The 12,540-nt window shown below is 49.4% G+C and carries 11 protein-coding genes; 7 read left to right on the top strand and 4 right to left on the bottom strand.

From position 1 onward, the window contains the following. Positions 1 to 379 precede the first annotated feature (379 nt). Positions 380 to 3,085: an ImpA family metalloprotease gene (locus tag Q0R17_RS14510; RefSeq protein ID WP_293936018.1), complete on the top strand. Its 2,706-nt coding sequence runs from the start codon at positions 380 to 382 to the stop codon at positions 3,083 to 3,085. 160 nt (positions 3,086 to 3,245) lie between these two features. Here Q0R17_RS14510 and Q0R17_RS14515 read toward each other — a convergent pair whose 3' ends face one another. Further along, positions 3,246 to 5,501 (bottom strand): DNA internalization-related competence protein ComEC/Rec2, encoded by a 2,256-nt coding sequence (locus tag Q0R17_RS14515; protein WP_293936019.1) that lies wholly within the window; start codon positions 5,499 to 5,501, stop codon positions 3,246 to 3,248. Between the two features lie 82 nt (positions 5,502 to 5,583). Between Q0R17_RS14515 and Q0R17_RS14520 the strand changes: the two genes are divergently transcribed. From Q0R17_RS14520 to Q0R17_RS14530, 3 genes are all read left to right on the top strand, one after another. Next, positions 5,584 to 6,240: a glutathione S-transferase gene (locus Q0R17_RS14520; protein WP_293936021.1), complete on the top strand. Its 657-nt coding sequence runs from the start codon at positions 5,584 to 5,586 to the stop codon at positions 6,238 to 6,240. A gap of 114 nt (positions 6,241 to 6,354) precedes the next feature. Then, positions 6,355 to 7,530, top strand: a complete 1,176-nt coding sequence (locus Q0R17_RS14525) for a UbiH/UbiF family hydroxylase (RefSeq protein ID WP_293936023.1) — start codon at positions 6,355 to 6,357, stop codon at positions 7,528 to 7,530. Positions 7,531 to 7,537: 7 nt separating this feature from the next. Further along, a complete protein-coding gene (locus Q0R17_RS14530; RefSeq protein ID WP_293936025.1) occupies positions 7,538 to 8,266 on the top strand; it encodes a DsbC family protein in 729 nt (242 codons plus the stop codon). A gap of 43 nt (positions 8,267 to 8,309) precedes the next feature. Here Q0R17_RS14530 and Q0R17_RS14535 read toward each other — a convergent pair whose 3' ends face one another. After that, complete coding sequence (locus Q0R17_RS14535) at positions 8,310 to 8,804, bottom strand: DUF3016 domain-containing protein (RefSeq protein ID WP_293936026.1); 495 nt, start codon at positions 8,802 to 8,804, stop codon at positions 8,310 to 8,312. 318 nt (positions 8,805 to 9,122) lie between these two features. Here Q0R17_RS14535 and Q0R17_RS14540 point away from each other — a divergent pair, with 318 nt between their 5' ends. The 3 genes from Q0R17_RS14540 to Q0R17_RS14550 all read left to right on the top strand — a co-directional run bounded on the left by Q0R17_RS14540 (position 9,123) and on the right by Q0R17_RS14550 (position 11,066). Next, positions 9,123 to 9,599 (top strand): hypothetical protein, encoded by a 477-nt coding sequence (locus tag Q0R17_RS14540; protein ID WP_293936028.1) that lies wholly within the window; start codon positions 9,123 to 9,125, stop codon positions 9,597 to 9,599. A 204-nt stretch (positions 9,600 to 9,803) separates the two neighbouring features. Then, positions 9,804 to 10,784, top strand: coding sequence for a 23S rRNA (adenine(1618)-N(6))-methyltransferase RlmF (gene rlmF / locus Q0R17_RS14545; RefSeq protein ID WP_293936029.1), 981 nt, complete (start codon positions 9,804 to 9,806; stop codon positions 10,782 to 10,784). 51 nt (positions 10,785 to 10,835) lie between these two features. Beyond that, positions 10,836 to 11,066, top strand: a complete 231-nt coding sequence (locus Q0R17_RS14550; RefSeq protein WP_293936031.1) for a DUF2789 domain-containing protein — start codon at positions 10,836 to 10,838, stop codon at positions 11,064 to 11,066. 220 nt (positions 11,067 to 11,286) lie between these two features. Here the strand turns inward: Q0R17_RS14550 and Q0R17_RS14555 are convergent, their stop codons facing one another. Both Q0R17_RS14555 and Q0R17_RS14560 read right to left on the bottom strand, forming a co-directional pair. Further along, positions 11,287 to 11,682: a hypothetical protein gene (locus tag Q0R17_RS14555; protein ID WP_293936032.1), complete on the bottom strand. Its 396-nt coding sequence runs from the start codon at positions 11,680 to 11,682 to the stop codon at positions 11,287 to 11,289. 1 nt (position 11,683) lies between these two features. Further along, on the bottom strand, positions 11,684 to 12,472 hold the full coding sequence (locus Q0R17_RS14560; protein ID WP_293936033.1) for a DUF3025 domain-containing protein: 789 nt from the start codon (positions 12,470 to 12,472) through the stop codon (positions 11,684 to 11,686). Positions 12,473 to 12,540 lie beyond the last annotated feature (68 nt).

Consider the following 12,540-nt stretch of genomic DNA (forward strand, 5'->3'; position numbering starts at 1 on the left):
GATCACTGCATCCAGCTAAGACTGGCAAGCAGTTCGCAAAAGAGTTCCCCAAGTGTGTCTTGCTTCATGGTGGCTCCTTGTTGAAGCGATTATGGGTTTTTATAATAGCTAAAACAAATTGATTGTTTAAATGTGATTGATAGATTTTATTAACCGAGGGCTAGGCCTGTATCACTTTTGACCAAGATGGGGGAGAGGACAGGGGCGTCTGATAGACGGCGGGAGTTTTAGGCGGGCAGATTGCGGAGATTGTGGATGGTGTAAAACGCTGATGTCATATACTCTGCGCAGTTGTAAGTATTATAAATTTCTAATATTCTCGATTCGCTGCACAGCAAATCGCGAGTAGCACTGCTTTTTTATAAAGGCCATTCTTCTGATGAAATATCAAGCACTTCTGAGTACGCTGATCCTTGCCCTAATGACGGGCTGTGGAGGTGGTGGTTCTGATTCATCTAGCACTGCTTCATCTACAGGCAGTGTGTCGAGCAACGATGCCGCTTTAATTGCTACCGCCGTTAAAAATGGCAGCGTAGCAGGCTTAAGCACGGCCCAGCGTGAGCCACTATTACAGCAGGCTTTAGCGCTGGCTAAGCGTTATCAGCAGCAGCAAAATGCCGCCTTGGGCGATATCTATGGCGCTGCTAATCTTGATTTAACGCTGAATATCGGCAAAAACAGCAATCTGATAGGCATTGGCTTATCGACCATTGCCAGCCCGCTCATCACCTCGGACGAGGGCCGTGGCATGGCGGCGATTGCGCAATATGGCAAGGGCCGTGGCTTAGCTTATGGTGCCGATGTTTTAAGCTGGATGGCGGCTCAATCAACAGAAAGCCAGCACTATCCCTTATTTAACCGAGCCTTTAATTGGGTGCTGACTGGCAAGGCTGCTGGCCCATTACCTGCCACAGTAAAATTTGCAACGGCAGGCTACGACGCTAAAACCGTGACTAAGCTGCTAAGCCGTATGGGTACAGCAGCCACCGGCTGTGATCTGGCCGTGAGCAGCTGCGGGCAGGATGCGGATGTGCTGATTTATGGTGGGGCGGTTAAAGATGAAGCGGCGCTGGCCAGCCAAGTGCGTAATTACTTGAATAGCGGTAAAGCGGTTATTTATATGCACCCCAATTGGGGCGATTCTGCAGGCGGGCGTAAAGTCTTGCAGGGCTTAGGTATGAGTTTGGGCGGCTATGGCGGTAATTATTTTGCCAGCACTGCCGGTACATCGGTGGGCAGCGGCCGTACCTTGAGCGATGTGCTGAAAGCGGGCGATAAGATGTCGCCGCTGGTGCAGGCCATTTCACAAATGAGCAGCAGTAGTTTGAGCCTTGATCTGAGCAAAGATAGCGCATCCACTGATGCTATTACGGCCTTACACAACGAGCTGGCTACTCAGCAAAGCGCCGGCGTTGATATTTTTGCAGAGCCGGTTAGCGATCTGCATCAGCTGCTGGTGCTATGGGCGGATCTCTATCGCCCAGATATTGTCTACGGCAAAATTAATCGTGAGACCCAGCCCGCTGAGTTTTTGCGCACCTACGCAGCTGATTCATGGCTGGTGTTTAACCGTGCTAGCACCACGGTGGCCAAAGCGGGGCAAGGGGACTTTATGCCGGTAGCGGCACAAAGCCTACCAGTGAGCAGCAGCGCCGAAACCATCGAAGTCACCATTGCTCAAACAGATGGCACTACCGCTATTGGGCGCGCTGCTGTGCCAGGCCAGCCGCTTTATATTGAAGTGAGCGGCGGCAATGGCAAGCTGGCTGTGCAGACCAACTACCTGCGTACCTGGGGTAACCCGCTGGTCGATGCGGTGAGCGAAGGCTATAAGCGGCCACGCCGCCCGCATTCATTCAGTATTCCGCTAAAAACCAGTGGTGAAACCGTTTTTGTTACGCCATCTGGTGGCCCGCTTTATCTGAATTACAGCGGCGCAACGCCTGGTCAAAGCGTCACGCTGAAGATTCGTGGCACAGCCAAATACGCACATTTTGATTTTACTAAGCCGCAAAGCGATGCCGAGGTTAATGAAGCGGTGGCGGCCTTAAATCGTAAGGATTTCGGCTGGCAGACGGCTAAATTTACCGGCGGTGAAATTCAGCAAACCGTGGCCTATGCCATTGAGGCAATGGGTAGTCTGGATCCAAAAGTTTATATCGTCGATCAAATTAAAGGCATGTTGTTCGATTCCAATCATATCGCCAACGGCTATAGCAATATGCCGATGTCGAGCAATGTAGCCACGTTCTGTACGTCTGCGGGTTGGACATGTGATGGGTCGGTGCATCGTGCGCCTGGTGTGCAGCATTTTGTGGGCTGGATTGCTGCCTGCGGTTATCTCTGCTCTGGTAATCCCTCTGATGGCTACGCCGGAATCAGCGGCACCGGCTGGGGCCATGCGCACGAGCTGGGCCACAATACCGTGCAACGGGTGATGCATATTGAGCTGAACGGCAAGGGCTGCTTGGTGGAGTGTGATAATAATATTCTGGCCAGCACCCATATGATGCGTCAGTTCGCATTGATCGGCTTAGATAATGGCCATATCACTGATCACCCAGCGCTTTATCAGTACATTGTAGAAAACCGGAAAAGTGGGAAGACTGGTGAAGCTCAGCGTGCCGATATGGAGGCACGTCTGTGGGGGGGCGAATCACAAGACCCAATGCGAGCGGTGCATTTTCAGCTGGCTTTTTTATTCAGCAAATATCGCGCTAAAGAAGCCGTGCCTAGCATGCAGGCCAGCATGGATTACTTTACCCTGCTGACCAAGGCGGATCGTTTAGTCAGCAAGGAGTGGGCCGCTGGCAATAAATATGGCATGAGCCGTTATGCAAATAACACCATCAGCAATCATGAGCTGCTCTATGTGCTGAGCTCTAAAATCATCGGCCAAGACGTGCGTAAAATCTTTGCCATGTATGGGCTGCCGCTTAGCCAAATGGCGCTTGATTCGGTGGCGGATTTACAGCTGCCTGTGGCAACAGAGCAGTTTTATGCGCTGGCGCAGAAGAAATTCAACCAAGTCTCAACGGGAAAATGGCTGGATTTATCAGCTACCAGCCCAGCTTATCCCCTGTAAATGACGCATGCGATAGCTTACGGTATGCGTGGGTTATTGCAGTGCTCTGGCTAAATATCTACAAAGCAGGCCATTCTGGGCACGATGTTATGGCATGGCGGTGCACACTAACCGCGCCTTATGCTCAGTAAAAATTTGTGTTTGTTTTGACTATCAGCGGCTAAAACGCCGCACTGGCCTGCTGCCAATAATGGCGGTGGGCTCTTCGCCAGCTGTTCAGCTTTATTTCTTTATCCACATCAAAAATCAGCGCGCCTTCTTGATCTGTGCGTAAGTTGATTGCTTGGGCGGCGGCGTAGCGGGCGGTGATTTCTGGCTTGGGGTGGCCAAAGCGGTTTAAATAGCCAGCTGAAAAAACAGCATAGTGTGGCGTTGTTGTCTCTACAAAGGCTAAGGACGACGATGATTTACTGCCGTGGTGTGGCACCAGCAGAATATCGATTTTTCCCAAGCCCTGATTAATCAGCTCGGTTTCTTCATGGATGCCGATATCGGCGGGGATGAGCGCAGTATGCTGATCATTTTCGATCAGTAGAGAGCAGCCGCGGGCGTTATCGGTGCTTGCGGAGTAGGCCGGATCGGGCCAGATAAAGCGAAAGCGCACTCCATCCCAAACCCAGCTTTTGCCAAGCTGGCAGTGTTGCCGGTTGATATGCAGTGAGGCGAAGAGGGGATGATCGTCGGGCAGGCTATGCCAGATGGTTTGAATTGGGATATTTTTGAGCAAGGGCGGGGCCGCGCCAATATGATCCATATCGTTGTGGGATAACACCAGTGCATCGAGCTGACGAATGCTCTGACTGCGTAAGGCAGGCAGCAGCACGCGCTCACCGTTTGGTAGCTGGCCAGTATCAAATAGCAACTGATGCTTGGCTGTTTGTACTAATACGGCCAAGCCTTGGCCCACATCCAGCACGGTAAGCCGGTAGCTATTGGCGGCGATGTGATTGGGCGTCGGTATAAACAGCGGCAGGCAGCAAATCAGCCCCAAATGTCGCCCCGGTACACCGCGTGGCAGCAGTAATAGCATCACCCCAAATCCTGCGGGGATAAGGGTGAGCGCGGAGGGCATATTAAACGCAAGACTGGGCAAGGTGCTGCACCATTGCAGCAGGTAGTCGGTGCCCGCAAACAAGCGCTCGGCGGCGTAGAGTAGGTAGCCAAAGGGATCGAGTAGGCCAAGAAGGGCGAGTGGTGTAATCAGCACACTCACAATAGGAATCGCAAACGCATTGGCTAAGGGTGAAACCAGCGGCAGCTGCCCAAACACCACGAGCAAGATGGGGGCAGAGGCGATGGTGGCGGCGGCCTGCGTGCTGATCCACATCTGCCATTTAGCTCCTTGCCCAATTTGCCGCCCTCCCGCCCAAAGCAGCGCGCCCACCGTCAAATAAGATAGCCAAAATCCAATGGATAACACCGCAAATGGATCAATGGCCACGGTGACGCATAAGGCGGCGGCCCAAATGGCACTGTTGGCGCTGGGCTGCGCCCGCCATAGGCAGAGCGCTGCAATAGCTAGCATAAAGAGGGTGCGCTGAGTGGGCACGGCCATCCCCGCCAGCAGGCAATAGCAAAGTGCGGTAAATACGCCAGCGAGTAGTGCGGCGCGTTGGGCGGCAAAACGTGCCGCTAGATAGGGAATACGCCGCCAACATGCTTTACAGATACCCGCTGCAATCGCCGCAAGCAAAGTAATATGTAAGCCCGAGATGCTGATTAAATGGGTAATGCCCGTGGCAGCAAAGCGCTGCCATTGCTCGGGAGGAATTGCACCCTGATCACCCACGGTGAGCGCAATCATCACGCCTTGATACGGCGCACCGGGTAGGGCCTGCTGAATTTTGCTACGTAGCTGGGCACGAATCCGATGCAGCCAAGCACGTTGATCGGGTAAAAGAACCCCCGATTTTACTGTGCCCGTTGCGCCGATGCCCTGCTGCAAAAACCAGCTTTCTAAATCAAAACTCCCTGGGTTACTTTGGCCATGCACTTGTTTTAGTTTCAGCAAGAAATGCCAACGCTCACCCGCTTTGACCCTATCTGGCGCGCCATACCATTGTAATTGCAGCTTGCTGGGTAAGGGCTGGCCGCTTGATTCTGGAATAAACAAAAACCGTGTGCCAAAACGCGTAGCCTGCGGCAAATCAGTAATATAGCCATCTACCTCAATCAGTTGCTGCTCAAGCGCTGGCTGAAGCCTATCCGCCATCCGCAGTTGCGCCCGCCAATTGGCCCAGCTAAAGCCGCAGCACATCACCGCCAGTAATAAAAAAATAAAGTGCTTACGCTGCAAGCTAAAGCAGACTAGCGCGGTGGCGATCAAGGGCCAAAGCACAGGTAGGGACGCTAGGCTTTGCAGCAGGCATATTCCACTTACAAAGCCCGCGATCAGGAGTAAATAGCGGGTCAGCATGTTTTAGCTTAGCAGGGTAACTAGTAATAACCATTCCGATGACATAGGCTATTGAAAGCGCTCTAGCAAAAGGATGTGGCAAATGTATCAATTGCATATAGGTAGCAAAAATTACTCTTCTTGGTCTTTGCGTCCTTGGCTGTTACTGAAGCATTTTAAGATTGATTTTCTTGAAAAAAGCGCGCCCTTGCTGGGGGAGTGTGAGTATCGGGAATACATTGAGAGTGGCCTGTATCCCTGTTTATATGACCAAGAATTTAATGTTTGGGATAGCTTGGCCATTGCAGAGTATTTAGCCGAAAAACACCCTGAGATGTGGCCAAAGGAAGTGCAAGCAAGGGCGAGGGCGCGCAGTATTTCAGCTGAAATGCATTCAGGCTTTACCAGCTTACGTAGCCTAATGCCGATGAATATTAAATTGCGCGCTCAAGGTGGCGAGCTAGTCATGAATGTAAAGCACGATGTTGAGCGAATCTGCTTTTTGTGGCGAGAGGCGCGTCGCTACGCCACGGCTGGGCATTATTTGTTTGGTGATTTTTCAATTGTGGATGCAATGTTTGCCCCCGTTGTTTGGCGTTTTCATTGCTATAACGTGGCCTTGCCCGATGATGCGGCTATTTATTGCGAATGGATGCTAGCTCACCCCGCAATGCGTGAGTGGGAGAAGTCGGCGTTGCTAGAAACCTTAGTCCTCCCGCAGCAGGATATGCTGCTTGAAGCCTTTGGCGGCCGCAGATAGCCAGCCAGTGCCGCTTGAGTCATACGTCAACAGGCCCTAGTGCTGTGAAAAATTGGCTGTAGCAAACTGTTCTTTGTTTGGTTTCTAAAGCAACAGCCTGATAAACTTCGCTCCATGGAAAATTTTGACGCAGATGTCATCATCGTAGGTGGCGGTTTGGTAGGAAGTGCCTTAGCTTTGGCGCTGAAACAGACTAGCCTTACGGTCATGCTAATAGAAGGCCGCCAGCCCGCTTGGGATTGGCCGCTAGAGTCTTGGGACCAGCGCATTTATGCCATTAGCCGTGCTAGCCGGCAATTATTGCAGCGGATTGGTGCGTGGCAACAGATGGATGCCACGCGTTTACAAGCTACCTCTGCGATGAAAATATTTGGCGATGCTCATGCCGCCTCTTTGCAATTTAATGCGCTGGAAGCAGGCGTGGATGAGCTGGCTTTTATGCTAGAAAACCGCGAACTGCAAAAAGCACTATGGGCTGTTCTTGCCGATTGTAGCCATATCCAAATTATTGCACCTGCTACGCCTAGCTTACTTAATGTGGATGAGAGTGGGGCTACGCTTAGCCTAAGCGATGGACGTCAATTGCGTGCGCGTTTGGTGGTGGGGGCGGATGGTGCAAATTCTTGGGTGCGTAGCCAGCTAGGAATTGAGCCACAGGTCACGCCGTATCAGCAGTTTGGCGTGGTGGCTAATTTCACAATTGAAAAGCCGCATCTTGGCGTGGCGCATCAATGGTTTATGCCCGATAGCATCTTGGCCTGGTTGCCATTGGCAGGTCATCGCATGTCGATGGTTTGGTCTTGTAATGATGCCAAGCGGGCTGAATTAATGGCGCTATCTCCTGAAGCGCTGTGCCAGCATGTTGCCGCAGCAGGCGGGGCAAGTTTAGGGGCTTTGCAGCTGATAACAGCACCAGCAGCTTTTCCTCTGCGCTTAAATCAATTGCCGCATACCGTGAGCGATAAGGTGGTGCTGATTGGCGATGCCGCGCACACCGTCCACCCCTTAGCAGGGCAGGGCGTAAATTTAGGTTTTGGTGATGTGGCTGAATTAGCGGCATTATTGGCACAAACGCCGGTTAATCAAATTGGTGATTATTTATTGTTGCGTCGCTATGAACGTGCGCGCAGTGAAGCGGTCTACACCATGCAAAGTGTGTGTCATGGTTTACAAAAATTATTTAATAACACCAATCCCCTGCTAAAAACTTTACGAAATCTAGGCTTAGGGGCCACTAACCAATTACCATGGCTAAAAAGACAATTGATTCGCCATGCAATGGATGCTTAGGATATTTATGAAAATGAAGTCTATTACTCAAGTTTTGATTGCTGCTGGTTTTTTAGCCTTAACGGCTTGCTCTGCATCGGCAGATAATTCTATTTCCCAGCTTAAGCAAAAGCTGGCAAAGCAATTACCTGGCCGTGAAATTACCTCGATCAACACCACGCCAATGAAAGGTATTTACGAGGTAGTGATTGCAAAGCGGCAGATTGTGTATACCGATGCTAAGGGTGAATATATCTTGGCTGGGGATATGATTGATTTGGCTAAAAAATCTAGCCTAACAGAGCAGCGTGCTGCTGAATTACAAAAAACAGATTTTAGCAAACTGCCTTTAGAGCAAGCCTTTAAAGAAGTGCGCGGCGATGGCTCCCGCGTGCTGGCGGTATTCTCTGATCCAGATTGCCCTTATTGCAAACGCTTAGAGCGTGAAAGCTTAAATGGTATTACGAATGTCACTATTTATACTTTCTTAATGCCTTTAAGCATTCATCCAGATGCAGAGCGTAAATCAAAAGTGATTTGGTGTGCAGCGGATAAACAAGCCGCTTGGAGCAATTTTATGCTTAAAGATCAAATGCTTGAAGGTAAATCAGATTGCGAAAATCCAGTTGAAAAAAATATGAAACTGGCCGAAACCCTTGGTATTAGCGGTACGCCTGCGCTGATTTTTAAATCAGGCCAAATTGTATCTGGGGCAATTCCTAAGGAGCAAATTGAGCAATTACTTGCTGCTAAGTAATTAAGCAATAGAACAAAAGCCAAGCATCACTGCTTGGCTTTTTTTATTTAACTAAGCGCGCCTGAAGTTTATCAAAGCTTTTTCTGAGCATTTTTTCTTCATACTGAAAGTCATCTTCTTTATTGATGCGGCTGATGCCAGACATAAAGTTGAGGTCACGAAAATTTTCTGTCCCAGAAATAATTTGCTCGTTCTGGGTAAAAGTATAAGTAAACGAGATCTTGGGGCTGTAAATATCTTTAATGACACGTACCTCATTCATCCGGCCCGCTAGCATCGGGGGGATATCACCAGCGAGGTCAAAATCAGTGACGGTGATTTCTAGCTGACTATCAGCAGGCAGTTTTTGACCTAAATCGGCAAATACTTTTTCCATGTGCGTAAATAATCGCTGTTGAAAGCGATCTTGCTGCTCGTGGGTGGCACGAATATCTGTGTACTTGTCGGGAGCTTGCCATATTACTTTGGCATTAGCCGCCCATGCACTAGCATTAATCAAGGTGAGCAGGCCGATACTTAGAAAAATCTTTTTCATCATGTTTCTCCTTTGCGTACTTCATTGAGCGTATATCTATATTTCTTAAATTAACACAATTAAAACAGTAGCTTATATTTTCTTATGCGTTTTTTAAATATGACAAAATGCTAACTTGGAGCGTAAATAGATACAGATGATCGGCATTTCTCAAGTTTATCGAGTAAATTTAAAGTGCTTTTCTTTGTTAAACAAGTGAATTGTCTACACCACACTGCAATTGCATGTAATGATTGCTATTAGAGATGTATAACAACAAGGGTTGCCTATTTTAAGTAGCGCAGGCTATGCAAGTGTTTAACGAAAAAGGAAATCTTCAATATGGATGTTTTGTACTATTGGAAAGATGTAAAAGCAGATATGGCTGCTGGACACATTGGCTGGTTTCGCTCGTCTCGTGGCAAATTGAGTGAGTTGAGCGAAAGTTTTCCTGATCGTATCTGGGTGATTAAAACCCCCACGGGTAAAAAAGGCAGTGTGCAATTATTAGCGTGCCTGCGCTGGAGCGATAAGGCTGCAGTGAAGGTGCCCGTGGTAGATGTGCAGTCGACCATTTTTTATGATCCTGCCCATGTGCAAAGTATTTGGTTTGATGGCTCCGATAGCGATGAAGCAATCGAGATGACCAGTAAATGGCTGCGTGAGCATTTTTCAGCTGCAGTGAGGGCTAATTTCCAAGGGGACAATGGGATTCATGCCCTGCGTGGAGATACCTTGCGTCAGTTAGAAAAAATCTCGCACCATTTTGCTAGCCGCCCCTTCCTTGCAGAAGAAGCAGAGGTTTTAAATAAGTCTTAAACAGCGCTATTTGCAAGCTAGCTACACCGCCGCTCCGGCAATTGATTTTTGCAGGAGCGGCTTTAGCCGAAAAAAACACCAACGTACTCAAGGCCAAGGCGTTGCCATCGTGCGGATAAGCTTTTATCTACATACTTAGCGCTTTGCATTCAGTACATACGCTGTTAAGGTTCGGCCAATGTTTCTCCTGTTTGGCAGTACCTTATGACACCAAAAAAAGAATTCCCTGCACTTAAAAGCAGCCTGCATCCCCGTAACCCCCATCGCGGCCGTTACGATTTCCCTGCACTGATCACCAGCTGCCCAGATTTAGCGCCCTTTGTGGCTCCAAATGCCTATGGTGATGAATCGGTCGATTTTGCTGATCCAGCTGCAGTTAAAATGCTTAATCGCGCCTTACTCAGCCATTTTTACGGCATTAAAGAATGGGGTCTACCCGAGGGCTATCTTTGCCCGCCAATTCCTGGGCGAGCTGATTACATCCATACCATGGCCGATCTGCTGGCAAGCAGCAATAAAGGCGTGATACCACGCGGTGCTGCGGTGCAAGTGCTCGATGTAGGCGTTGGAGCCAATGCCATCTACCCCATGCTGGGCAAGGTGGCGTATGGCTGGCAGTTTGTTGGCTGTGATATTGATGATTTGGCACTCGATAATGCCTATGAAATCTTTGAGCGCAATGAAGTCTTAAAAGACGGCCTTATTTGCCGCTACCAAGCCAATGCTGAAAATATCTTTGAAGAGATGATTAAGCCTGCAGACTTATTTGAATTTACCCTGTGCAACCCGCCATTTCATTCATCTGCTGCGGATGCTGCAGGGGGCACGCGGCGTAAATTACGCAGCTTAGGCACAGGGCACGCCAAGGGCAAGGGCCTGCCACCGCCGGTACTTAATTTTGGTGGACAGAGTAGTGAGCTGTGGTGCGAAGGTGGTGAGATGCGTTTTGTGCGCAGCATGATTTCGCAAAGCCGGCCGTTTAGGCAGCAGTGTTTGTGGTTTTCTACTCTCGTTTCTAAGCAAGATAACTTGCCACTGGTCTATCAAGCACTAGAGCGAATTGGTGCGGTGCAGGTGAAAACACTGGACATGGCACAGGGCAATAAAATCAGCCGCGTGGTAGCGTGGAGCTACTTTACTGAGGCAGAGCAAAAAGTGTGGGCCAAGAGCCGCTGGCGTGGCTAGTCTTATTGCTGGGGAAGTGAGTCTCAGCTAATGCGAAGTAAGGAGCTGTGTATGGAAAAGTTTAACCATCATTTTCGTGCTTTATTTCAGCAGCTGGGCCTGCCAGCCAGCGATGGGGAGATTGCCGCTTTTATTCAGCAGCATTCCCCCCTTGCAAAAAATATGGCATTGCCAGACGCTGATTTTTGGAGCGTCAGCCAATCACAGTTTTTACGCGAGCAGCTGGCCGATGATGCGGATTGGGCAGAAGTCATTGATCAGCTGGACGTGGCTTTGCGCTAAGGAGGCTTACTCCAATCCTATCCGCTTAAGCAATCTGCTATGCGTAGGGCGGGTGCAACCCGCGTTTTTCAGCATCGATCAAAGGTTGCACCCGCTCCCGCTCTACAAGCTTGGCTTAAGATTCTAAGGTGAGCAACGACTGGCTCCTTGTACACCCTAAAAATACCGATTCCCACAATGAAATAAGCTTAAGTTGACAGGATTGGGGCTTACTCGCCCATCAATCATCCCATCCTGCGTAAACCGGCAGTACTTTCCAGCATTGTAATTGGCTGGCTTCCACTTGTAGCGTGCTTTGGTTTAGTAACCAGCTGGCAAGGTTGCTGCGCATATAGGCCAGCTCATCGCCACATAGGCCAAGTAAATCCCGCGCTAGGGCTGCCGCATTCAGATAGAGCTCGCCTTCAACTATGGGGGCGGTGGCTAAATAATATTGCCCCTCGATTAAAGCCAGCCAATACGCTCTCTCTTCGGCCTCTAATACCGCCAGCGTGCCACGAGGCTTGCTGGCTAATTCGCTTGCCACTAAATGGCCTACGGCCTGAAACCATTGCCAGTTTTCTATGGTATGCGTATCTGCGCCGTATTCTGGGATATCAATATTGATTAGAATCACTTTAATCCTTATGCATTGGGGTGTTCAATTTATGCGATCTGTGTTTCCTAAAATATTGCGTATTGGCATAAAACGCATCGTCTTGTATCTGCCACCAACCTGGAATACCTAAATAAGGTAGAGGGGGGAGCTGGCGAGGGGTTTTTAATTGATCATCATTTATAAATTGGGCTAATTGCTGATCTAATTGTGCGCATTGCTCAGCTATTGTGAGCTTAAAAAAATCAGCAGTTACTTTAATTGGCCAGCATTTGCCGGTGAGGCCCAGAAATGGCTCTAGCAGGTTTTCGTAATTAGCGTGCCCAAAGCTGAGTACGTTTATTTTGACGCCCCAATCCTCTTTATGCTTTTGAAATAAATCCTGCCATTGATGATTAATGAGTAATTGCAATAGCGCATCGTCGCAATAGGGCAGAATTAAGCCGCACTCATCAAATAGAGTGGCGGCATCACGCACGGGGCCACGAGGATGATCAGGGGTGAAATGGCGCATATGCAAGGCGGTAATGGCCGCTTTGCTATGGGGGAAGGCACACCAAACCAAGGCATTAAAGCAATCGTGCCAATTATCTGGCCGAGTGGCAACATGGCCATGCTGAGCAATGGCGATTTCGTAATAGTCACTTAGTGATTCGGGTGGCACAAAGCGAATCGGCAGGCCTTGCTGGTTGCGGGCAAGGGGGCCAAGTGCATCCCAATCTGCATGCTGAGGAAAGTGTTTAAACTGTTGAATAAACGGCAGTAAGGGCTGGTAGGGAGCTTGCAGGGAAAAGAAATCGAGTGGCCACATGGGGCAGTGTGAAACCTTAGGAAAATGCGCTGATTGAAACGCTTAAAAATGTGATGCCACGCTATTAA

Source organism: Iodobacter sp. (assembly GCF_025352645.1).
GTDB lineage: Bacteria > Pseudomonadota > Gammaproteobacteria > Burkholderiales > Chitinibacteraceae > Iodobacter.